At 62.7% G+C, this 22,726-nt stretch carries 18 protein-coding genes and 2 pseudogenes; 8 read left to right on the top strand and 12 right to left on the bottom strand.

Annotated elements, in window-relative coordinates:
• Positions 1–25: 25 nt before the first annotated feature.
• The 4 genes and pseudogenes from XI09_RS30015 to XI09_RS30000 all read left to right on the top strand — a co-directional run bounded on the left by XI09_RS30015 (position 26) and on the right by XI09_RS30000 (position 7,177).
• The gene (locus tag XI09_RS30015; RefSeq protein ID WP_271570054.1) at positions 26–3,103 is read left to right on the top strand and encodes an adenylate/guanylate cyclase domain-containing protein; all 3,078 of its coding nucleotides are present in this window, start codon (positions 26–28) and stop codon (positions 3,101–3,103) included.
• Positions 3,104–3,311: 208 nt separating this feature from the next.
• Positions 3,312–3,476 (top strand): annotated as a pseudogene (locus tag XI09_RS30010) (JAB domain-containing protein); the annotation flags it as partial.
• Between the two features lie 158 nt (positions 3,477–3,634).
• Positions 3,635–4,246, top strand: coding sequence for a flavodoxin family protein (locus XI09_RS30005; protein ID WP_271570053.1), 612 nt, complete (start codon positions 3,635–3,637; stop codon positions 4,244–4,246).
• Positions 4,247–4,927: 681 nt separating this feature from the next.
• Positions 4,928–7,177, top strand: coding sequence for an ABC transporter substrate-binding protein (locus XI09_RS30000; protein WP_271570052.1), 2,250 nt, complete (start codon positions 4,928–4,930; stop codon positions 7,175–7,177).
• Positions 7,178–7,400: 223 nt separating this feature from the next.
• Here XI09_RS30000 and XI09_RS29995 read toward each other — a convergent pair whose 3' ends face one another.
• Positions 7,401–8,615, bottom strand: coding sequence for an NAD(P)/FAD-dependent oxidoreductase (locus XI09_RS29995; RefSeq protein WP_271570051.1), 1,215 nt, complete (start codon positions 8,613–8,615; stop codon positions 7,401–7,403).
• Positions 8,616–8,945: 330 nt separating this feature from the next.
• On the opposite strand from XI09_RS29995, the pseudogene XI09_RS29990 reads away from it, so the two are divergent.
• Positions 8,946–9,110: pseudogene (locus XI09_RS29990) on the top strand (JAB domain-containing protein); the annotation flags it as partial.
• A gap of 103 nt (positions 9,111–9,213) precedes the next feature.
• Here XI09_RS29990 and XI09_RS29985 read toward each other — a convergent pair.
• Positions 9,214–10,269, bottom strand: a complete 1,056-nt coding sequence (locus XI09_RS29985; RefSeq protein WP_271570050.1) for an alpha/beta fold hydrolase — start codon at positions 10,267–10,269, stop codon at positions 9,214–9,216.
• A gap of 28 nt (positions 10,270–10,297) precedes the next feature.
• Positions 10,298–11,950 carry a flavin-containing monooxygenase gene (locus tag XI09_RS29980; protein ID WP_271570049.1) on the bottom strand — a complete coding sequence of 551 codons (1,653 nt, stop codon included), beginning with the start codon at positions 11,948–11,950 and terminating at the stop codon, positions 10,298–10,300.
• Between the two features lie 351 nt (positions 11,951–12,301).
• On the opposite strand from XI09_RS29980, the gene XI09_RS29975 reads away from it, so the two are divergent.
• The gene (locus XI09_RS29975; RefSeq protein WP_271570048.1) at positions 12,302–13,192 is read left to right on the top strand and encodes a helix-turn-helix domain-containing protein; all 891 of its coding nucleotides are present in this window, start codon (positions 12,302–12,304) and stop codon (positions 13,190–13,192) included.
• A 139-nt stretch (positions 13,193–13,331) separates the two neighbouring features.
• Positions 13,332–13,637, top strand: coding sequence for a bestrophin-like domain (locus XI09_RS29970; protein WP_271570047.1), 306 nt, complete (start codon positions 13,332–13,334; stop codon positions 13,635–13,637).
• A gap of 22 nt (positions 13,638–13,659) precedes the next feature.
• Here XI09_RS29970 and XI09_RS29965 read toward each other — a convergent pair whose 3' ends face one another.
• Together XI09_RS29965 and XI09_RS29960 are read right to left on the bottom strand one after the other, a co-directional pair.
• Positions 13,660–13,980 (bottom strand): YMGG-like glycine zipper-containing protein, encoded by a 321-nt coding sequence (locus tag XI09_RS29965; protein ID WP_271570046.1) that lies wholly within the window; start codon positions 13,978–13,980, stop codon positions 13,660–13,662.
• Between the two features lie 165 nt (positions 13,981–14,145).
• The gene (locus XI09_RS29960; RefSeq protein ID WP_271570045.1) at positions 14,146–14,520 is read right to left on the bottom strand and encodes a hypothetical protein; all 375 of its coding nucleotides are present in this window, start codon (positions 14,518–14,520) and stop codon (positions 14,146–14,148) included.
• 259 nt (positions 14,521–14,779) lie between these two features.
• On the opposite strand from XI09_RS29960, the gene XI09_RS29955 reads away from it, so the two are divergent.
• Positions 14,780–16,168, top strand: coding sequence for a peptidoglycan-binding protein (locus tag XI09_RS29955; protein ID WP_271570044.1), 1,389 nt, complete (start codon positions 14,780–14,782; stop codon positions 16,166–16,168).
• Positions 16,169–16,211: 43 nt separating this feature from the next.
• Here XI09_RS29955 and XI09_RS29950 read toward each other — a convergent pair whose 3' ends face one another.
• The 7 genes from XI09_RS29950 to XI09_RS29920 all read right to left on the bottom strand — a co-directional run bounded on the left by XI09_RS29950 (position 16,212) and on the right by XI09_RS29920 (position 22,599).
• Positions 16,212–17,498, bottom strand: a complete 1,287-nt coding sequence (locus XI09_RS29950) for an RNA polymerase sigma factor (RefSeq protein ID WP_271570043.1) — start codon at positions 17,496–17,498, stop codon at positions 16,212–16,214.
• A gap of 31 nt (positions 17,499–17,529) precedes the next feature.
• Positions 17,530–17,937 carry a YciI family protein gene (locus XI09_RS29945; RefSeq protein ID WP_271570042.1) on the bottom strand — a complete coding sequence of 136 codons (408 nt, stop codon included), beginning with the start codon at positions 17,935–17,937 and terminating at the stop codon, positions 17,530–17,532.
• 118 nt (positions 17,938–18,055) lie between these two features.
• On the bottom strand, positions 18,056–18,748 hold the full coding sequence (locus XI09_RS29940) for an AprI/Inh family metalloprotease inhibitor (RefSeq protein ID WP_271570041.1): 693 nt from the start codon (positions 18,746–18,748) through the stop codon (positions 18,056–18,058).
• Entirely contained in the window at positions 18,748–19,737 is a 990-nt protein-coding gene (locus XI09_RS29935) for a 2-hydroxyacid dehydrogenase (RefSeq protein WP_271570040.1), read from the bottom strand. Before XI09_RS29935 ends, XI09_RS29940 begins: the two co-directional genes overlap by 1 nt.
• Complete coding sequence (locus XI09_RS29930; protein ID WP_271570039.1) at positions 19,737–20,555, bottom strand: ABC transporter permease; 819 nt, start codon at positions 20,553–20,555, stop codon at positions 19,737–19,739. The genes XI09_RS29935 and XI09_RS29930 overlap by 1 nt, the downstream gene beginning before the upstream one ends.
• Positions 20,552–21,367: an ABC transporter ATP-binding protein gene (locus XI09_RS29925; protein WP_271570038.1), complete on the bottom strand. Its 816-nt coding sequence runs from the start codon at positions 21,365–21,367 to the stop codon at positions 20,552–20,554. Before XI09_RS29925 ends, XI09_RS29930 begins: the two co-directional genes overlap by 4 nt.
• A gap of 209 nt (positions 21,368–21,576) precedes the next feature.
• Positions 21,577–22,599, bottom strand: coding sequence for an ABC transporter substrate-binding protein (locus XI09_RS29920; protein WP_271570037.1), 1,023 nt, complete (start codon positions 22,597–22,599; stop codon positions 21,577–21,579).
• Between the last annotated feature and the right edge of the window lie 127 nt (positions 22,600–22,726).

Below are 22,726 nucleotides of genomic sequence, written 5' to 3'. Positions count from 1 at the left end.
CCGCTCCAGTCGGTGGCATGCCGTCATGGATCTAGCGAATCGAGAGTATCCTGGACCGGCCTCCGTCGAAGCGCACGCTTCGAACTCAGCCGGCGCGGGTCGCAAGCATAGCGGCAAGGCGGCCCTGGGCATCAAGGCCAAACTGTTTCTGGCGTTCGGCGGGATGGCCATCTTGACCGTCGGCGCCAGCGCGGTCGCGTGGTACGCCTTCACCGACATCGACAGATCGGTGACGCGGATCACCGCGGAGAGCATCGTCGGCATGGCGGCCTCGCTTCGGCTCGCTGAAAAGAGCGCCGAGATCACGGCGACGGCTCCAGCGCTCATTGCGAGCCGCAGCGAAGAGGAGCGGGCCAAGGAACAGGAGAGGCTCGTTCGGAGGCTGAATGAAATCTCCGCCGTGACCGAGAGTCTGAAGGTCACGGGCATAGCCGAAGCAAGATTCGCCAATCTGATCGAGATCGAAGGCAAGATCGCAACCGAGCTCAAGGTGCTGGATGGTGCTGTCGCGCAGCGCCTGCGATTGAGCGTGCAAAGGCAGACCGCGGTCGCGGATCTTGCCGTCGTGGAGACCAAGTTCCAGAACGCTTTGGAGCCTTTGGTGGACGACGCCAGCTTCAACCTCGTGGCCACGAGCGAGGAGTTGACGGCCAAGAGCAAGGAGGCGATCACAGGTCTGATCGAGGGTGGGGTGAATGCCTTGAAGGCGCTGCTGACGCTGCGCGCCGATGGCAATCTGGCGGCGAGCCTGATGGGCGAAGCGGCGCACGTTGGCGATCCGGCCTTGATTCAGCCCATCCGCGAGCGGTTCGCGGCAGCAGCGGCCGCGATCGAGAGGGGTCTTGAGGCGTTGCCTCAGTCGCCTGAAAACAAGCGGCTGCGCGAGGCGAGCAAGGCGCTAATTGCGCTCGGCCGTGGCGTGGACAACGTTTTCGAAGTCCGGTCGCAGGAGCTCCGCGCCCCCGCCGAGACGCGGCACTCGCTCCAGGTCAAGCGTGAGGGCATGACGGCGGCGGTGGAGGTGGCGCACCGCATGCTGTTCGAGACGCTTACGCCGATGGTGGACGACGCCGGCTTCGACCTCGTCACGACCAGCGAGGACGTGACGGCCAAGAGCACGAAGGCGATCACGAGCTTGGTCGAGGGTGGGGCGAACACCTTGCAGGTGCTGCTGACGCTGCGCGCCCAGGGCAACCTGGCGGCGGGCCTGCTGAATGAGGCCGCCGGCGTCCCCGATCCCAGTTCGCTCAAGCCGCTCCAGGAGCGCTTCGTCGCGGCCGCGAGCCGCGCGGAAAAGCTGCTCGTACAGCTTCCCGCCGCAGCTGACAACGATGCGCTCAAGGGCCTCACGGAAAAACTGATCGCGTTCGGCACGTCCGCAGAAAACATCTTCAATTTGCGACGCGAGGAGCTACGCCAGATCGCGGTTGCTCAGGCGTCCTTACAGGCCAACAACTCGCTCGTCCTGCGTCTCGGCAAGGAGGTGGCGGATCTCGTCCTGGCTGCCCAGAACAGCAGTGATGCAGCGGCGGTTCGCACCGCCCAGGCCATCCGCGATGGCCGGCTCCTGCTTCTCCTCATCACTGCTCTGAGCGTGGTAGGGGCCGTCGTGATCGCGGTGCTGTATGTGATGCCCCGAGTCGTAAGACCCATTGAGAACATTACTGCGGCGATGAGCGGCATCGCCGCGGGCGACACGTCGATCGACGTGCCGGGTCGCAACCGCAGCGACGAGATCGGCCGGATGGCCGAGGCGCTCGGCGTCTTCCGGGACACGGCTATCGAGGTCCAGCGATCGAACCTAAGGGAGATTCGCGAAGGCCGCCGGCGGTTGACGGTCGCGATCGAGAGCATCTCCGAGGCCTTCTCGCTCTACGATGGCGAGGATCGCCTGGTCGTCTGCAACAACAAGTATCGAACGCTCCTTTATCCGGGCGACGCCTCCGTCGAGATATCGCCCGGCATGACGTTCGAAAGCATCGTTCGACGCGCCGCTGAGCGCGGCTACGTCAGGGACGCCGACGGCCGGGTCGAGGAGTGGGTCCGCGAACGCATGGCCCGTCACCGGGAACCGAGCGGCCCGCAGGTCCAGCAGCGAGGCGACGGTCGCTGGATCCTGGTCAGCGAGCGCAAGACCGACGAAGGTAGCACGGTGGCCGTATACTCGGACGTCACCGAGTTGAAGAAGCGCGAGAACCAGCTGGCGGAAAAATCGAGGGCGTTGGAGCAGCTCTCGAACCAGCTCGCGAAATACCTTTCGCCCCAGGTATACGAGTCCATCTTCACCGGAAAACAGGAAGTCAAAATCGCGAGTCGCCGAAAAGAGCTGACCGTCTTCTTTTCGGACATCGCGGGCTTCACCGAGACGTCGGATCGGCTGGAGTCCGAGGACCTGACCCGGCTGCTGAACCATTATCTGACCGAGATGTCGCGGATCGCCCTTTCCTATGGAGCGACGATCGACAAGTACGTCGGCGACGCCATCGTCATCTTCTTCGGCGATCCGGAGACACGCGGCGTCAAGGAGGACGCCCTCGCCTGCGTCGAGATGGCCATCGCCATGCGCAAGAGGATGCTTGAGTTGCAGGACGTGTGGCGGGCGTCGGGTATCGAAAAGCCCCTCCAGTGCCGGATCGGAATCAACACGGGGTACTGCACCGTCGGAAACTTCGGCAGCGAGGATCGGATGGACTACACCATCATCGGCGGCGGCGTGAACCTCGCCTCCCGGCTTGAGGCTGCCGCCACGCCGGGCGAAATCCTCATATCCTTTGAAACCTACGCGAATGTTCGCGACCAGATCCACTGTGATGAGCGTGGGCACATCTCGGTCAAGGGCATCGCGTACCCCGTCGCGACCTATCAGGTCGTCGACGCCTATGAGAGCCTCGGCACCGACCGCCTGTTCATTCACGAGGAACGCCCCAACCTGAGACTTGACCTCAATCTCGACGCGATGTCCGCCAGTGATCGAGATCATGCGGCCACCGTATTGCGCGAGGCCTTGAATCGACTGTCTGCGCTCGACCAAGCTTCCACGCCGGGACTGCAGGAGACGAAGCAAGTCGCGTCCGCTCAGCGCGGCCCGCCAAAGGCGGAATAACGGCGCGCTTGGCGCAGAGGAACAGTCCCATAGACGGCGAGTAGAGCCTGATGATTCATCGTGCCGCAAAGTACCCAACGGGAAGGAGATTGACGCAGCATGATGATCACGAACCGACCCCACTTACCGCCCCCGATCACCATCCCCTGTGCAAGTTTAAACGGCGAATATATATAGTAAAATTAAGCCTCTATGTGCTCTCCGTAGATTGTTGCACAACCACCCCTCCGGCGATCCCTCGCCGTCACAGGCCGACATCCAGATGACGAAAGCGATCATCGACATCGCAAAACCGCTCGGCATCGCCGTGCACGACCACATCATCGTGGGCAAGAACGGGCATGCGAGTTTGAAGGGGATGAAGCTGATCTAACGACGTCGGCTCTTGGGGCTAAAGCGGACCTTACCGCGAACCTCGCAAAACGACGCGATTGACCCAAAGCTGCCGGTGCGGCAGCAGCTCTGAACTTCCGAGCAATTTCCCAATTTGCTATCATTGATGTGTTCGACGTTGTCACTAGGGAGGACGACATGAATAGGCGGGAGTTGATGAAAGACGTGGGGATGGCGACGGGAGCGGCGTCTCTTCTCGCGGTTGGTGCGGCTAGGGCGCAAGGCGCTGCCGTGGCGGTGAATGTTCTGATTGCTTATCACTCGGTGACCGGCAACACGGAGAAGATGGCGCAGGGAGTTGCTGAGGGAGCCAAAGAAGTCTCAGGCGCCAACGTCGTGATCAAGAATGTGGGCGAGGTAACCGCCGATGATCTGTTGGCGGCGAACGCACTCATCGTCGGCTCGCCAGTGTACTTCACGAACATGGCTGGCGAGGTGAAGACCTTCTTCGACAACTGGCTACTGAAGCACAAATTTCCGTTCGCCGAGTTCAAGATGCGAAACAAGGTCGGCGCCGCGTTCGTGACCGGTGGAGCGATCTCCAACGGCAAGGAAACCGCAATGACTGCCATCTTAAGCGCGATGATTATAAATCAGATGATTATCGTGAGCGGTGGGGGCGCGTTTGGGGCCAGCGCAACGACCGGACCTGAATCACCCGGCATTGACGACAAGGAATTGGCAACGGCACGTGCACTCGGCAAGCGCGTTGCGGAAGTTGCTGTCATCACCAAGCGGGGATCGCTGTAGGTGCATTGCCACGGTATGACACCAAAATTCTGCTGCGGGTTGGGGCAGGAAGGAGGACTGTCGGGGCTTCCGCTTTCAGGGGGATTATTGCCCGCGGGACGCAGATCGCGTCATTTCGTTGCGCTGCGGAATTTGGTCGCTTCCGCGGCATAGCTGACATGGCCGACTTTTCGCTCGCTCGACCCGGTGGCGATTGACCCAAACGCGACATTGGCGAGGCAGCATCTATCGGATGCAGAACCTCTCAAATAACCGCCGTGGCGCCGCTTGCGACACTTTCGCCCCGCGACACATCGAACGACAGTGACGGACCCAAACCAGCCGTGCGGCGCGGCTCCTGGGGCAGGCCGTCCTGGTCATCCGTTCATCCCAAATCGAATGATCGGGACCGCGCCCTCAAACGCCTCATCGGCCGCGCGCAACGGCCAGAACGAAAGCCGTTCCGAGCCATCCGGCGAATGCGCGCGGTGTCAGGCCGGGTATGTGAATGACCGAGGCCACGGCCGACGGCCCGGACTTCCGGCACCAAGCATTTTTCCTTCATGCGCTTTGAGTGGTCGTAGATCTTGCCGGTGGCGATGGGGCGGGGTTGAAAAACGCTCTCAGCGGCGGCAATCTCGGCCTGATTGAGGCCTCGATCTGGAGAATCTCGGCTTATGCCGATCGATGCGAGGATCGACGATGAAGCAGCGGCTTATAATGTGGCTTGCCGTTGTTGCGGGCGTCGCCCTGGTGCTCGCCGTCGCCTGGGCCGCCATCCTCTGGACCCGCCCGGAGCCTATTCGCATCGCGTTCGCCAATTCGCTCTCTGGCCCGTCCGCCCCTGCCGGGACGGAAAGCCTGGTCGCGACGCAGCTTGCAATCGACGAGGTGAACGCCAAGGGTGGCGTCAACGGACGGCTAATTGAACTCGTTCTGTTCGACGACGCAAGCGATCCAGCCGTGGCGCGCGCGAATGCGCAGGCGATCGCCGACAGCCCATGCGTCGCTGTGCTCGGCCATTATCTCAGCTCCGCTTCGCTCGCGGCAGCGCCGGTATATAAGGATGCGCGGATTCCGGCGCTCACGGGAAGCGCGGCTGCCGACGATCTGACATCCACCAATGATTTCTATTTTCGTGCGTTGGCGCCGGTCTCCGCGCAGGCGCGCTCGGTCGCGGAACATCTGCGCGCCGTGATGAAGGAGCCAAAAGTCCGTCTTGTTCACACGCGCGATTCCTACGGCAAGAGTTTTGAGCGTGGATTTGCGGCGGCCTACCCGGCGGAGCAGTTGCACGTGTTCGGACTGGACGTCGCAGCCGGTCAGATCGGATCGATGGATGGGACGCTAGCCGCCGCCGCGCAGGAGCCCGGACCCGGCGTTATCGTCGTCGGCGCGGCACCCGATTTTAGCCCAGACATCGTCAAGGCGCTGCGCCGCCACGGCATCAAGGGAACGATCATCGCATCCCAAGGCGCGGCCCGCGAAAGCTATTTGCAGAATTTCGCCAACGAGCCCGAGGAAAAATCGCATCCGGGTTTCTTCAGCGAGAATCTGTATGCCGCGTCATCGCTGATGTTCGACAGCGCAGGCGTGGCGGCGCAGGCCTTTGCCGTCGACTACAAGGCGAAAGCGGGAACCTCGCCAAGCTGGGTTGCCGGCGGCGCGTATGACGCCGCGCGCCTGATGATCGATGCGCTGAAACGAGCTGCCGTACATCGCCGGTTTATGGGGCAGGGGATTCAGAAACGATCCGACAGCAAGGTTGCGGATCGCGACCGGGTGCGCGTCGCACTGGCCGCGATCGACAGTCCGAAATCGGCGGTCGTCGGGCTGACGGGGCGGCTCTATTTCAACGCGAACCGCGACATTCCGCGCCCGATCCGAATGGGTTTCTTCCATTACGGTCGGTTCGTCACGGCGCCGCAGCAACTCGTGCGCATCGATCAGCCTGATGGAATCGATCTCGCCGCGGAACAGGAGAAGGGCCATGTCATCGCGTTCGAGGATCGGCGCTACTGGATTCAGCGCGTCGTTTATACCGGCATCGACATCATTCGCGTCAGCCGGATCGACGTGAAGCAAAATTCGTTCAACGTCGACTTCTATCTCTGGATGCGATTCGCTGGCGACGATGAAGCGCAGACGCACGTCGAATTCCCGGCATTGCTGGATCGCGGGGCGTTCGATCCAGCTCGTCCGATTCAGGCTGGACACGAAGACGGCCTGAGCTACCGGCTCTATCGCATCAACGGCGATTTCAAGGCCCGTTTCGATCTCCATGACTATCCATTCGACACGCAGCAATTGCATCTACATTTTCAGAACACGGAACAGCGGCGGGAACTCATCACCTATGTCATCGATCGGTTCGGCTTGCGCCTCGCCGACGACGGAAGCTCGCGGGCCGAGGACGGGGCCTATTCCGGACTTCCGCTCTGGCGATTTCTCGGGCTGAACTATTTCGTCGAATCCCTGTCCAGCGGATCGACGCTCGGAAAGGCGTCTTTGTTTGGTGCCGAGGCAAGGACGGAATTCGCAGGCTTCGATGCGGCCATCATGCTGCACCGCAGCTCCGCCATCTACATGCTGAAGAACCTACTGCCGCTGTTTCTGCTCGTGCTCGTCGTATTCGCCACGCTGTTCTTTCCCGAAACCATGTTTCGTGAACGCGTGACGATCCCAGTGACCTCGATCCTGGCGAGCGCGGTGCTGCTCGTAGCGGTGAACAGTCAGATCGGCGATGTCGGATACACGGTGGTGGTCGAAGAGATGTTCTACATCTTCTTCGTACTATGCCTGATGGCGATGTTGGCGGGCTACAGACATGAAAAACTTCGGGGCGCGGGCCGAAAGCGCGTCGCTGTTGTTTCGGATCACGTAGCGCAGATCATTTATGCCGGGACGGTGCTCGCTATCATCGTCGTGCTCTACCGGCGTTATGCCGTGTGAGGCAAGCGTGGATACCTCGCCGGCCCGCCACACCTTGTTGAAATTCGCAGCATGAGTCCGGATCTGGCCCATCGCGGACAAGCGTAAGAAGTCTCGCTGAGGTCTCCTGCCGGAGGCAGAGCCGACTTGATTTGCTCACCGCAAGTATTACGGCTCGTGACCCGGCGCAGTCATTCCTTCGTGACTCGATGAGCCTTGGCTTTCCTAAATCACCCGGGAAAGCTTAGACCGCGCCATAGAAGTGCCGATACTGCCAAGCAACTTCCCTCTGTAGTTGAGGTTCAGACCACGACTGGTCTTTGAAGCGCGTGACAGACATGGGCGAGAGGTCGACAGCCGGCCTGCCATCGATAATCCAGGTTGCAAGCGCCTCTCCGATGGTTGGCGAGATTGAGAGGCCAGCGACGTTGCATCCGCTTGCAAAATAGAAGCCCGTAACTCCGGAGGCCGGGCCAAGGATGTGGTGGCCGTCGGCGGTCATTGTCGGAATGCCACCGCGAAATTCCCGCACTTTTGCCGTTTGCAAGATTGGAAGTTGATCTTTGACTTCAAGAGCGGCTGAACGAAGCACTTCGATGTCGAGTGGCATGTCCTTGATATCGAAACTGGCTCCGAGCGACTGCATGTCGAAAAATCGTGGCGATTCTTCATAGACACCCCAAAGCAAGCCGCCCTGGCAGGGACGCGTGTACACGGCAGCATCCATGATCCGAATCATTGGCAGGTCAGCACGCGCGCCATCCAAAGGCTCGGTGACGATGAGTTGCTGCCGGGTCGGGACCAACGGCACGGAAATCCCACTTGCGTCCGCGACCTGTCGTGTCCATGCACCGGCTGCATCAACCACGATCGGGCCTTCAATGATGCCTTTCTCGGTGGTTACTCCGGTCACCTTGCCGGCAGTGATGTTTACGGTGAGCACGCCGGTCTTCGGCAGCACGGTTGCGCCCTGAGCCGCCGCTGCTCTGGCGAAACCGGTGGCAACCTGCGCTGGGTCGAAATACCTATCGTCACCGATCCTCATCGCCCCTACGACGCCCGTCGGTTTTAAGAATGGATTGAGGCGACTTGCTTGCTCCGGAGAAATCGGCTCGACGTCGAGGCCCATACGGCGCCCGCGCTCAAGGTCGGCCTTGATCACCTCCGCATCCTGTGGCCGACGCGCAATCTTCAGGCTGCCGGAATGCACCCAATCGAGAGGCTGCCCTGTTTCTTCGGTGAACTCTTCAATCTTACGACAAGCGTCCTTGATGAGGCCAATCATCAAGTCGCTCTTGCGGGCGCAGCTCACCATGCCCGCAGCGCGGGGCGAGGTTTGCGATCCAATATCGTGCTTGTCGATCAGAACGACGTCAACGCCGCGTTTGCTCAGGTAATATGCAGTGGCAGCGCCGAGGCCGCCGGAGCCAATGACAATAATATCGGCCTTGCTAATCATGGGACGTTCCCTCGAAATGACTTAGCAGCAACCGAAGTCTATCACTGGCGGTGGCGGCCTACTATTCTCTTTCTCCGGGCGACGGCCGCAACGAGGGCCGCTATTGGGCCTTCGCTGACCTCGAGACGTCGCGATAGAATGTCCGGTATTGAGGCTAAAGCCGACCAGCGTTCGTGAACCAACGTGATCGGAAGAGAGATTGCAGAAGCACGAGTGTGCTAACTTGACGATCACAAACGATCACTGCCTACAGTCCCCTGTTCGCGTCCCCTGCTACTACCACCGTTTAAAAATCTATCGCGTGTTCAACGTGATGAGCGATACCATAGTCTCATGCACAACCACCCCTCCGGCGATCCCTCGCCGTCACAGGCCGACATCCAGATGACCAAGGCGATCGTCGAGATCGCAAAGCCGCTGGGCATCGCCGTGCACGACCACATCATCGTCGGCAAGAGCGGGCACGCGAGCCTGAAGGGAATGAAGCTGATCTAGCCCGCAGACGCCGCCAGGAGCGCCATCGGCGTCGAGTTCGGGTTGAGGGCGTGAACAATTTTCGTTCGCGTCCTCAACTGCAACAGGCAGTCAATCCGGCGCGTCAATTCACAGGCGCCGCCAACAACTCGTTCAGATTGGCGTCAAGCTGCGCGAGCAACTCTGGGTCCACGCCGAACAGGCCGAGATGTCCGCAGATGCTCTTCAGCGGACGGAACTGGCTTCCCGGGATCAGACGCTGCTCAACCTCGCAGTCACTCGGCGGGAAGAACATGTCGTGACTGATCGGCATCACGTAGGTCTTCGCCTTGATACGGCCGAGCGCCGACGCGAGATCGCCGCCGGTGTTGCGGCTCACGTCGCCTCGTTGCCACTTCCACGCCATCGCCAGCAGATCGTTTGGATCCATCGGCGCGAAGTATCCCGTCATGAAGGTATCGACGAAGGCCTGCATCGAGTCGAAGCCGAGCGCCTTGTGTCGGCCTTCGCGGAAGAAGTCGGTACTCCACCCCATCACCGTCCACAGCTTGGCGTGGCGCTTGAGGCCGGCGGCGACCTCGGCCGGCGAACCGTACTTGCCGCCGTTGAACCCCGGATCGGATGTAATAGCTTCGGAGAGTGTCTCGGCGAAGACGAAATCGTGCTCGGTGTTCTTGGCGGTGCCGGCGATCGGCGCGGCGCGCTTGACGAAGTCGGGATAGCGCACGGCCCATTCATAAGTCTGCTGCGCACCCATCGAGCCGCCGACGACCAGTGCGAGGCTCTTCAGACCGTATTTCTCGGTCAGAAGCTTGTGTTGGGCGCGAACGTCGTCCCCAATGCGCACGTTCGGGAAGGTCGGTCCGGCCTGCGCTCCAACGCTGTTGTTTGGTGAGGTGGAAAGGCCATTTCCGATCTGGTTGACGACGATGATAAAATACTTCGCCGGATCGAGCGCACGCCCCTTGCCGATGTAGACCTGCTCCATGATCTTGCTCGTTCCCGAGTACCAGGTCGTAACGAGGATCGCGTTGTCCTTCGCCGCGTTCAGCGTACCGTGGGTCGCCACCGCAAGCGCACAGTCCGGAATATGTCCGCCCTCCTCAAGCTCGAGGTTGCCGATTCTGATCGTCTCGTAGGGGCCGTGGCCTTCCTGGCCGTAGTAGGGATTTGTGCTCATTGGATGTTTCCTCCCGTTGTTGTTATCATCAGGTCATCGCGAAGCCTGGGTAGCCATTGGCCGCAAGTTCGTCGCACTGCCGGTTGTAGTTGCCGACGCCGCCGATATAAGACAGCAGGCGTCTTGGCTTTCCGTCGACGTTCGAGCCCATGTACCAGGAGTCGGTTTTCACAACGAGGGTCGCGGCCGCAGTTTCGTCGTGGTGCTTGACCCAATTGTCCTCGAACTCCTTGGTCGCTTCGACGACGCCTTTGCCGTGCTTCTTCGCGTAAGCAATGCAGTCGGTGATCCAGTCCACCTGCTGCTGAAGACAGGTCGTCATATTGCAAAGTGCGGCGGACGGAGCGAGCGGCGCGCCGGTGGTGAACAGGTTGGGATAGCCGTGCACCTGCAGCCCCATCGCGGTGCGGATCTCGTCCTTCCACCTGTCCTTCAACGAACGGCCGTCGCGGCCGCGGATGTCGATGCGGCTGAGAGCGCCCGAGCCGGCGTCGAATCCGACGGCCAGGATGATGATGTCGGCCTCATGGACCTTGCCGTCGGAGGTCTGGATGCCGTCGGGCACGATGCGCTCGATCGGCGTCTTTCGGCAGTTCACTGCATCAACATTGTCCTGCAGGTAGGCCTCAAGATATTTGTTCTCGAGAGGTACGCGATGCGTGCCGAATCCGTAATCGGCTTCGGACGGAATCAGCACATCGCACAGCTTCGGGTCATGCCGCAGCCGCTTGCGCATCTTGTCCCGCACGAAATCGGACACCACCGCGCTTACCGCCTCGTCGAAGAACATTTCCGGGAACGTCGCAAGCCACATCGAGAGCGACCCGTCGTTCCAGTACTTCTCCAGCACCTGCGTACGCTTGTCGGGCGTCAGTTCGGCCCAGGGGCGGTTCTCAAAGTCATAGTCGAAGCCCGCGAAGGTGGAGCGCACGCGGGTCTTCAGCTCATTGAACCGGCTACTCCAGCGATCCCAATCCGCTTGCGAATATTTCGGGTTCTTCATGGGCACAACGTATTGCGGCGTGCGCACGAACACCTTCATCGACCCGACTTCGGGTGCGATGGTCTGGATCACCTGGATGCCGGTGGCTCCGGTGCCCACCACGGCGACCCGCTTGCCTTTGAGATCGATACCCTCTTTCGGCCAGAGACCGGTATGGGTGATCACACCTTTGAACGTGGACTGGCCCGGGAAGCGGTCGTTCAGAGGCGCCGACAGCATACCGCAGCAGGCCAACAGATATTGCGTATCAATGCGTTCGCCATCGGAGGTGACCACATCCCAGCGGCCGTCCTTCTCCCGATAGGTGGCGGACTCGATCCGGGTGCTGAACTGGATGTCCTTCTTGAGATCGAAGCGATCAGCGACGAAGTTCAGCCACTGCTCGGTCTCCGGCTGCCCTGGAAAACGCTCGCTTGGCTTCCACGCTTTGTACAAGTCCTCGGAAAACCAATACTGGTACACCTCGACCTGAGAATCGAAACGCGCACCGGGGTAACGATTCCAGTACCAGGTTCCGCCGACGCCGGAACCCGCCTCGAAGGCGCGGACCTTCAGCCCCAGTTGCCGCATGCGGTGCAACTGGTACAGACCCGCGATGCCAGCCCCGATAACGACCGCATCGAGGGTCGTCTTTTTTGATCCGTTCGATTCCCTGGACTTGATTTCAGCCTGGTCCATTTCCCTCTCCTTTTGTTTTTTAGCTATGCACCGTGCCGCTCGACCGAATGGGCGGAGTGGCGTCTCCTTGGCGATCCAACGGAACTGCTGGGCAGGTCTCAGAGCCCCGAAGGGTCTCGAGCCGCTCACGCATCGCCAGCGGAAGGTGCCGGAAACTAGTTGCCCCGAGGCACGGCGCGCTTGAACGAAGCCGACCTTTCTTTGGACGAATTGCGTGTGCGGCGCAGCGAACGCGCCGGGCGAACCAATACATTTGGCCAAATGCAAAAAGCGCCGTATCCTGCGCTACCGATCCCACATCATGGGAAAGAAGAGCCGGCGAACGGCCGCCAACCATGCGGAGGCTGCGCCATGAGCAAGTTCATTGCGGTCGAGGAGCTTCCGCAATACGCACCAGGTGAACTGAAGCTGGACAGTTCGGCGGTCGGCCGGCCTGATTTCCGCATGCGGGTATTTCGCTATGCGCCGTCCGACATTTGGGTCCCCCCGACGGAAGACTTCCTGATCGTCGTCTACCGGCAAGGAGCCACCGCGATGAACCGTCGCGTGACCGGCGCATGGAAGCAGGAGCGCGTCAGCCGCGGCATTACCACGCTGCTGACCCGCGCCGAGCCTTCGCATTGGCGATGGGCAAACGATATAGAGGTCAGCCACTTCTACATTTCACCGGCCTTCATGATGAAAACCGCGAGCGAGGCTTTCGATCGTGACGTCGGCGCCATTGAACTTTATGACCTGCTCGGAATCGATGACCCCGTCCTGAGCTGGATCAACGAACAAATGGCTCACGAAGTCGCCGCCGGCGGTCCAGGCGGAAGACTCTGCTACGACGCGCTGTCGCTCCAGGCCAGCATCCACATCATACGAAAATACGCCGCGGTGAAGTTCAAGATGCCTTCCGCGCAGGGACATTTCAGGCCGGCTCATGCCCGGCTGATCGAGGACTATATCCAGCAGAACATTTCCCGAAACATCACGCTCGACGAACTAGCAGCCATCTGCAACTGCACGCCGATTCAATTCGCCCGCAAATTCCACGCTCATTACGGGATACGCCCTCACGCCTTTGTTCAGAAACAGAAAGTCGAACAGGCGTGCCGGCATCTGCGACGGGACAATCTGGCGCTCAAGGAGATCGCGCTCCTCAGTGGCTTTGCCGACCAGAGTCATCTGAACAGGGTCTTTCGCCGCTACCTCAATTGTACGCCGGCTGAATATCGCAAGGGTGCCTCGGGAACCTGAGCCGCTCCAGTCCCGACGGCAGCGACCAACCTTCGTCAAAGTCGGTAAGGCTTACCTTATCCGATCAACGAGCTTGATGCATGGGATCAAGGGAATATGGTGACGAGCCATGCACCAAAGCGACCCCACGTAGATGTCGATGAGGGAGCGTGAGGATCACTCGGGCGCATGGAAAACCGCTCCCAATCGCCGCTCCAAATCGATCAATGACCCCAATGTATTCTTTAGTTTCAACGCAGTTCTCCAGGCCGCCTGCGCGCTGCTGGTGATCGGCCTCGTTCATTGCGACAACAGCCTGGGATCGGCGATCGCGATGGGCCTGTTCGCGACGAGGGTCGCCACCTCCGTCCTGCTCATCGCCGCACACGACCGGCCATTCGCCGGCCAGATCTCGATCCAGCCGGAGCCACTGCTCCAGATCATGCCGGAGGCAGCAAAGAGCTAGAGCGCGAGCGCGCCTTCAGGCCTCAATAGCAATATCGGGGATCGACCGGGACGTAGCGGCCGTCGGGGCGCTGCATGTAGCAGCCGCGCTGATAGGCGTAGTAGCCGGAGCGGCGGCGCTCGCCCTCCGAGGCGATCGCGGCGCCCGTGCCGGCACCGACGACGGCACCGATTGCGGCACCGCGGCCTCCACCGAGCGCGCCGCCGACGATCGCCCCGCCGACACCGCCGATGATCGCGCCGCCGACGGCATCCTGGGCCGCCGCCTCATGCACCGGCATCGCCATCGCAACCGTCAGACACGCTGCGATCCCAAGACTTCCAATGCGAAGACCTCGAAGCATGCTCGCCCTCCCCTGTGGTGAGCTGTGTCATAGCGCCGGACGCGGATTCGAGCCAGACAAATTGCCGGCGCCGCAGCCTGGGACGCTCCGCGATGGCGCCGGAGGCGCTGCGCGATGGCCGCCCGGACCGTACCGCGTGCGATGCACGTGCAGGCCGCCTCCGGGTCAGGGCTCGATCCAGCGCTGCACGGCCTCGGCGGTGTCGGCGGGCGTGGTGTTGAAGCAGATCGCCGCATTCGGCGCCAGGCGGTGGACGAGGTTGAGCACCTTCTCGAACAGCAGCAGGCGCTCCTTCGGCTCGCGCAGGCCCGCGCCGATCACGATGCAGTCGAAGCTCTCGTCGCGCAACGCCGCCGTCACCGCGGCTTCCGCCGCCGCGTCGACGTCGATCAGGCAGCTCGTGACCTGGTAGCCGAGATCGCGCAGACGCAAGAGCTGCGCCTCGATATAATTGCGCACGAGCTCCGGCGTCAGTTGCGGGAATGCGCTGTAGTCCGCAACGCCGGGTTCGATGCCGATCGCGAGGACGCGCTTGGCCATGCAAGCCTCCCGAGCAAGCCTCCTGACCGTGTGCGTTGCTAACGGACGGAGGACCCCGCGGGTTCCCCCATTGTCGGTCGCCCCGATCACGGTCCCTCCGCCTATTTTCCCGCTGGAGCTGTAAGCCATTTCACATGCGCCTCGCCGGCAACCTGCCACATTTGCGCCGATCACGCTGGAGTCACGCCCCGATCACGGGGCCTGGTTCACCCTGACTTTCATATAATTCCGATAATTCATCATTTTGCGGGAGCGGGAAATGGTCTCATTCGAGAGTCTGAAAAACGAGTACGAGCGAAATTGGACCAGCCTTGAGATCCGGCCTTCACGCCTCGCCGACGCCAACGCGGTCGCACGCAAGGCGCTCAATGGCAAGGCGACCTATCAGCAGATCGAGCGGTTGACCGGTGTTCCCTGGTATTTTGCCGCCCTCTGCCACTATCGCGAGTCCAACTTCGATTTCGACACCTATCTCGGCAACGGCGAGTCGATCCATCGCGTGACGACCATCGTTCCGAAAGGGCGCGGCCCGTTCGCCACGTTCGTGGACGGCGCCGTGGATGCGTTCAGAATCGAAAATTTCATCGGCGCCCAGGATTGGGGCATCGCGCGGATTCTGTTCCGGCTCGAGGCGTTCAACGGCTTCGGCTATCACGCCAAGGGCTGCAATTCGCCCTATCTCTACGGCGGCTCGACACTGTACGGCCCGCCCGAGGCGAGGGGCGGCAAATTCGTCCGCGACCACGTGTTCGACTCGAACCACGTCGATTCCCAGCTCGGCACCGCGGTGATCCTGCATGCGATGATGTCGCTCGATTCCTCGATCACCCTCGACGGCAGCCCGCAATTCGTGGGCCGCGCCGAGCCCGAGGACGACATCGCCTCGACGGTCGTTCTCATGCAGCAGGCGCTCAACAAGCTCGGCGCCAATCCGCCGCTTGCAGAGGACGGCATCAGCGGACCGAAGACCAGGGCTGCGGTCTCGCAGTTTCAGCAGCAGAACGGCCTGAGGGATACCGGGCTTCTCGACGGGGCCACGGTCGCCGCCATCACGCGCGCGGCGCAGTCGGGCACCGCCGGGCAGACCGGCGATCTGTCCCAGGCCCTGAAGCGGCTGGAAGACCTCGCGCAATTGCTGCGACCGTCTGCCGGCAGCGTAACGCCGGGGACGACGACACCGGGCAACACGCTGCCCGCCACCAACGATCCGATCAGCCTGTTCGAACGGCTCTTCTCCCTCATCAACAAGACCGCGCCCATGCCAGGACCAGTCACCCCGACCAATCCCGCCCCCGTCGATCAGCTGAAGCAGGTCGTCGACCTGCTCAGCACCCTGCTCAACAAGGACGGCAAGCCCGTGCTCGGCCAGGTCAACGGCGCGCTCGGCGAGACCATCGGCAAGCTGCTCGACGGCAAGAAGACCGCGCTCGGCCTCGGCGGCTCGGTGCTCACCGCGCTGCTCTCGTCGGTGACGGCGAGCCCCAATGCGGGCGGCATCGCCGGATTGCTCGGGACGATCGTGTCGGCCGTGCCGGGTCTCGGCCAGTTCGCGATGCCGATCTCGCTGGCGCTCACGGCCTGGGGCGTGCTCGGCAAGCTGGAGAAGTGGGCGCAGGGCACTGCGCCGCCGCCGAAGGCTACGACGTAGAGCCGACGACGTAACCGCAACCGCGCGGCCGTTTCAGCGCGCCTCAAGCCATGCCGCCGGCATCGGCGATGTCTGCCGCACGTCGTTCCATCAACACGCGCTCGCGCGCATTGGTGGCAAGACGGGCGGCGGTCTCGAACGATACCCGTGCCTCGGCGAAGCGGCCGAGCCTTTGCAGAAGGTCGCCGCGCACGGCCTGAAGATGGTGATAAGTCCTGAGCGCCGGCTCGCCGGCGATCAGATCCACGAGATCGAGCCCGGCCTGCGGCCCTTCGGCCATGCCGAGCGCGACCGCGCGGTTGAGTTCGATCACAGGCGAGCGCACCAGCGTCGCAAGCTGGCCATAGAGCTCCGCAATGCGTCGCCAGTCGGTGCTTGCGGCCGCCTCCGCGGTGGCATGACACGCGACGATGGCTGCCTGCAGCGTGTAGAAGCGGCCGGCACCGCCGAGCTCGCGCGCGCGATCCAGCGCCCGAAGGCCGCGGGTGATCTGGAGCCGATCCCACAGCCCGCGATCCTGGTCCATGAGCAGGATGGGCTCGCCATCGTGGTCGATGCGGGCATGCATCCGCGCGGCATTCAGGTCCATCAGCGCCATGAGACCGTGCACCTCGGGCTCGAGCGGTGCGAGCCCGACCAGCACCCGTCCCATGCGCAGAGCCTCGTCGCAGAGCTGTGGCCGCAGCCACTCCTCGCCGCGTGAGGCCGAATAGCCCTCGTTGAAGATGAGATAGACGACCTCGAGCACCGAGGCGAGACGCTCGGAAAGCGCCTCGCCGCCCGGAGTTTCGTAGGTGAGGCCCGACCGCGAAAGCGTGCGCTTGGCGCGGACGATGCGTTGGGCGATGGTTGCCTCCGTGACCAGGAAGGCGCGCGCGATCTCGTCGGTGGTCAGGCCGCAGATCATGCGCAACGCCAGCGCCGCGCGGGCCTGCCGCGGCAGCAGCGGGTGGCAGGCCGTGAAGATCAGCCGCAGCCATTCGTCACCGATGTCGTCGTCGAGGGCGGTGTCGAAATCGGGCATCGCGTCCTGTTTCTGCATCAGGTCGTGCGTCAGCAGGTCCTGCTTGCGGGAGAGCATTTTCGCCCGGCGCAGATGATCGAGCGCGCGGCGCTTGGCTGTCGCAACCAGCCAGGCGCCGGGATTATCCGGCACCCCGCTGAGCGGCCAGGCTTCCAGCGCGGCGACCAGTGCGTCCTGGGTCAATTCCTCCGCGAGCGTCACGTCCCGCAGCATGCGCGACAGCGTCGCGATCAGCCGCGGCTGCACGACGCGCCAAGTTGCGTGAATCGCGGCGCGGATCGCGCGATCGATGTCGGCGGCCGTCATCGCCGCCGACCGGGACGAGCGGTGGTGTTCATCAGGCGTGGGCGGCGACCCTGGAATGCGCGTCGATCTCGCACGCCACGTCGACGCCCGGCGTCGCGAATGCCCGCAATTCGCAGGTACCGTCCCATCCCGGCATGTGATCGAGATGCAACTGCATGAATTCCTTCGCCATGGCCAAGGCTTCCGCCTTGTCGCGCAGCTCGAAAATGGCGTAGCCACCGATCACTTCCTTGGCCTCGACGAAGGGGCCGTCGATGACGCTGAGCTCGCCGTCGACGATCTTCACCCGTGCGCCGGTCGCAAGCGGCATCAGGCCGCCAGTGTCGATCATTCGACCGGCCTTGATCTCCCGCTCCGATATTTTCTGCATCGCCTCCATCAGTGCCGGGGTCGGGCCTGCCATCGGCTGGCTGGAGGTGACGATGTACATGAAGCGCATGAAAAACTCCCTTGGCGCGAGCAGCGACCGCTCCGGCCGCAAACCGGCTCGCTATGGATGTGACGATCGAGCCTTGGCTAAATCGACATCCCCGAGAGAAATTATTGGCCGGGAGAAATTATTGACGCAGCATGATCAGGGGATCGGCGGTATCGGGGACGCGCCGCCACTGCGCGTTGTCGTCGGCCTCGAACTGCCAGACATCGCCTGATTTCGACATCAGGATGATCTGGCCGCGTTCGAGCCGCCATTGCGTCGGGTTGAACTGCGCGATCGCCGCATCGCATCTCGGCTTGAGGAAGACCTGGAAATTGTCGGGCCCCGCCTCGGTATTGGTCAGCGTCAGCCCGCAGACCGGCTGGCCGTTGCCGCGCACCATCGACCAGTCGCCGATCATCTGGTCCATCGACTTGGCCATCGAACGGGCGGCGGCGAGGTCTTGCAGGATGTAGACGCCCTCGCCCTGGCGCAGCCCCTCGAAGATGCCGGCCTCGACCTCGGTGAAGTCGATCACCGCTTCACCGGTCGCATCCTGCAAGCGGACGATGTCGAGCCCCCTGACGCTCCAGGCGACGATGTCCTTGGTGAAGGGCAGCGCAGTCTTGCAGGCCGGCTCCAGCTCCAGCTTGAAGCCCTGGCCCGCCGCGTCAGCCTTCATCGTGACGACGCAGGTCTTGCTGCGCTCGGTGGTCGAGAGCTCCCACTGCCCGGGCATCTGCTTCTTCAGGGTCGTCGCATCCTGCGCCAACGCAGGGCCGACCGCGGCGACACATGCCGCGATGGCCAATGCAACGACCCGAAGAACGGTCATCAGCGCCCCTTGAACGGCGTTTCCGCAACCGGGGTCAACGGCGCCTTGCCGGCGAACCAGGCCTTGAGATTGTCGACGACGAGCTGGTCCATCGCGTTGCGCGTCACCACCGAGGCCGAGCCGATATGCGGCAGCAGCACGACGTTCTGCATGCTCTTGAGCTCGTCCGGCACGCTCGGCTCCGCCGCGAACACGTCGAGGCCGGCGGCGAGGATGGTGCCGGACTTCAGCGCCTGCACCAGCGCCGGCTCGTCGACCACCGAGCCGCGCGCGACATTGATCAGCACGCCGCGCGGGCCGAGCGCCTTGAGCACCTCGGCATTGATCATTTTGTTGGTGCTGGCGCCGCCGGGCACGATCACCATCAAGGTGTCCACCGCCTTCGCCATCTCGATCAGATCGGGATAGTGCTTGTAGGAGACGTCCTTGGACGGGTTGCGGGAGTGGTAGACCACCGGCACCAGCGACGCGTCGAGCCGGCGCGCGATGGCCTGGCCGATCCGGCCCATGCCGACGATGCCGACCTTGCGGTCGCGCAGCGAGCCGACGCTGAGCGGATAGTTCTGCGTCTGCCACAGCCCGGAGCGGACGTAACGGTCGGCCTTGATGAACTCGCGCACGGTGGAGATCAGCAGGCCCATCGCGACGTCGGCGACCTCCTCGGTCAGCACGTCGGGCGTGTTGGTGACGATGATGTTGTGCTCGGCCGCGTATTTGGCGTCGATGTGGTCGTAGCCGACGCCGAAGCTTGCCACCATCTCGATCTTGGGCAATTGCGACAGCGAGTCCTTGTCGGCGCGCACCGTGTGATAGGTCACGGCCACGCCGCGGATCTTTTCACGGATCGCGGGTGTCAACCGCTCGAGGTCGCCTCGCGTCTCGGCCTTGTGCACGACGAAATGATCGGAAAAACCGTTCTCGAGGATCGGCCGCACCGGCCCATAGATCAGAAGGTCGATCTTTTCGGACGAAATCGAACCGGCGGTCATCAGTTTTCCTTTCCAAGCGCGCTTTCATGCCAGCGCCGTAAAACGAGGTGGGAAACTAGCGCCAGCACCCCATAGATGACAATCCCGGCCAGCGACAACAACAGCAGCGCGGCGAACATGCGGGGTATGTTCAATCGGTAGCCTGACTCGGCGATCCTGTAGGCGAGCCCGGAGCCAGCGCCGGCCGTTCCCGCCGCGATCTCGGCCACGACGGCGCCGATCAGCGACAGCCCGCCGGCGATGCGCAGGCCGCCGAGGATATAGGGCAGCGCCGCCGGCAGCTTCAGGAAGCGCAGGGTTTGTGGTGGCGAGGCGCCATAGAGCTGGAACAGGCCGGCGAGGTTGCGGTCGACCGAATTGAGCCCGAGCGTGGTGTTGGAGAGCACCGGGAAGAAGGCGACGATGAAGGCGCAGACGACGACCGCGGTCTGCTGCTCAAGATAGATCAGGAGCAGCGGTGCAATCGCGATCACAGGCGTCACCTGAAGCACGACGGCGTAGGGGAACAGCGAATATTCCACCCATTTCGACTGGTTGAACAACAGCGCCAGCGCGATACCGCCGACGCTCGCCGCCACAAATCCTTCGAGCGTGGTCAGAAGCGTGGTGGCGAGCGATTGCGACAGCACCGCCCAGTCCTTGATCAGCGTCAGAAAGATGGCGGAGGGCGTGGGCAGCACGTAAGGCGGGATCTCCCTGATGCGGACCACGAGTTCCCAGGCGAGAAGCCCGGCCGCAAGCACGATGACGGGAAGCACGAAGCGCACCGCGCGGTGCGCGCCTGACGGCCTGGCGGTGACGGAGGGCTGCGCGCTCATAGCACCGGTTGCCCCGAATAGGACGGCGCCAGCGCGGCCGACACGCGCCGGCAGTAATCCGAATAGGCGGCCGAGGTGCGAAACTCCTCAGTCCGCGGCTCGATCGTCTCGATGCGGATATCGGCCTGGATCCGGCCGGGCCGCGCCGTCATGACCACCACGCGCTGCGACAGATAGACGGATTCGAACACCGAATGGGTGACGAAGATGACGGTCTTGCGCAGGCTGCGCCACAGCGCGAGCAAATCGTTGTTGAGGCGGAAGCGCGTGATCTCGTCGAGCGCCGCGAACGGCTCATCCATCAGGAGGATGTCTGGATCGGTGACGAGCGCGCGCGCCAGCGAGACCCGCATCTTCATGCCGCCGGACAGCTCGCGCGGATAGGCGTCGGCGAAATCGGCAAGCCCGACGCTCGCCAGCGCGTCGTCGGCGCGCGCGCGCGCGTCCGCCTTGGGGATGCCTGCGAGCTTCAAGGGCAGCCGCACGTTCTCGCGCACGCTGGTCCAGGGCATCAGGGTCGGCTCCTGAAACACGAAGCCGATGCCGTGACCCGGCTGCGCAGGTCCCTCGTGACGCGCCATCCGCACGATGCCTGATGACGGCGCGCTGAGCTCGGCGATCAGCCGCAGCGCGGTCGACTTGCCGCAACCCGACGGCCCCAGCAGCGAGATGAACTCGCCCTTGCGCACGGCGAGATCGAGCGGCCCGAGCGCCATGACGCCGTTGTCATAGACCTTCGTCACGCCGCGCAGGCTGACGGCGAGTGCCGTCAGGCTGGCCTCGACCCCGGACGAGGTTTTGCGCTCTACCATTGAACGCTGGCTGTGATGTGGTGGGATCGATCGGCAACCTGCACCTCTCCCCAGCGGGGAGAGGTCGCGCCGAAGGCGCGGGTGAGGGGGCTCAGGTCCCACGAGGGTACACATCCCCTCACCCGGATCGCATCTCTCGATGCGATCCGACCTCTCCCTACGGGAGAGGTGAACCGCGCCGCCACATGTCGATCTAGCTCCAGCATGCGCTACGGCTTGCTCGGGCGGAGCTCGACGCCGACGCCCTTGTTGACGAAGCGCAGCGTGTAGGACTTGCGGAAATCGAGATCGGGCTTCACCACGCCCGCCTTCACCATCTTGTTGAAGAAGGAGGTGTAGCGCTCGTCGCTCATCGCGCCGATGCCGTTCTTGAGCGACTCGCCGGAATCAACGATGCCGTGCTCCTTCATCTTGGCGACGGAATAGGCCAGCAGATCGTCGGTCATCTCGGGATTGAGCTTCTTGATCATGGCATTGCCGGCGGAATTGTCGCGGTAGATGTAATTGTACCAGCCGATCATGGAGGCATCGACGAAGCGCTGCACCAGATCGGGCTTCTTCTCGGCGATGTCACGGCGGGTCTCGATCAGGGTCGAGTAGGTGTTGAAGCCGTAATCGGCGAGCAGCAGCACGTTCGGCTTGAAGCCGGCGGCCTTCTCGACGGCGAAGGGCTCGGAGGTGACGTAACCCTGCATCGCGCTCTTGGGATTGGCGATGAAGGGCTGCGGATTGAAATTGTAGGGCCGGACGTTCTTCTCGCTAAATCCGTATTCGGACTGCAGCCACTGGAAGTAGCTGGTCATGCCTTCCTTGGAGACGAACAAGGTCAGCGGCTTGAGGTCCTCGATCTTCGCAACCTTGGCGTCCGGCTGCGTCAGCATCACCTGCGGATCCTTCTGGAAGACCGCGGCGATGGTGACGACGGGGACGTTGTTGGCGACCGCGTCGAACGACATCAGCGTGTTCGCGGCCATGAAGAAATCGATCTTGCCGGCGATCAGCAGCATCCGGTTGTTCTCGTTGGGACCGCCGGGGACGATGGTGACGTCGAGCCCGTACTTCTTATAGGTGCCGTCGGCGACCGCCTGGAAGAAGCCACCATGCTCGGCCTCGGCGACCCAGTTGGTGCCGAAGGTGACCTTGTCCAGGGTCTCGCCGCGCGCCGGCGCAAGAGAGACGAAAGCGGCCATCAGGCCCGCCGTTAACGCTCGCCGCAGATGAGAGGGGCTCATGATGGGACTCCGTCGATCGTGGCTGGCCGATGCCAGTCCAACGCGATAAAACCGCAAGACATCGGGGACGCGAGCCGACCAGGCCCGCGTCCCCTCCATACCCCAAATTACGTGACAAATTCGGGCA

Source organism: Bradyrhizobium sp. CCBAU 11386 (assembly GCF_028128955.1).
In the GTDB taxonomy this organism is placed as follows: Bacteria; Pseudomonadota; Alphaproteobacteria; order Rhizobiales; family Xanthobacteraceae; genus Bradyrhizobium.
The sequence above is the reverse complement of the archived record's forward strand: the minus strand, read 5'-3'. Positions and strand labels throughout refer to the sequence as shown.